The following is a 313-nucleotide window of genomic DNA, read 5'->3' as shown; positions in this document are numbered from 1 at the left end:
TTGGTGACCCGTGGGAGAATCGAACTCCCGTTATCGGCGTGAGAGGCCGGTGTCTTAACCGCTTGACCAACGGGCCATATACATGTCAGACGCAGAGGTCAGAGGCTTCCGGCCCCTGTTCCGACTTCTTAATGGTGCACCATCAGGGACTCGAACCCGGGACACCCTGATTAAGAGTCAGGTGCTCTACCAACTGAGCTAATGGTGCATATGGCAGGTTGAGCCTGCACGCTCCGGGTTTCCCCGTTTGCTCTTTGTTTGTAACTGAAATCCGGACTACCATCTTTCAATTACTTTTGTACACTGAAAACTG

2 tRNA genes are annotated in these 313 nt (G+C 52.4%); both read right to left on the bottom strand.

Features of this window, described 5'->3' with window-relative positions:
* Position 1: 1 nt before the first annotated feature.
* Positions 2–76, bottom strand: a tRNA-Glu gene (locus OUY18_RS13815).
* 56 nt (positions 77–132) lie between these two features.
* Positions 133–208 (bottom strand) — tRNA-Lys (locus OUY18_RS13810).
* Positions 209–313 lie beyond the last annotated feature (105 nt).

Origin of the sequence: Caproiciproducens galactitolivorans, assembly GCF_026672255.1 — a bacterium.
GTDB lineage: Bacteria > Bacillota > Clostridia > Oscillospirales > Acutalibacteraceae > Caproiciproducens > Caproiciproducens galactitolivorans_A.
This window is presented reverse-complemented; position numbering and strand designations above follow the sequence as displayed.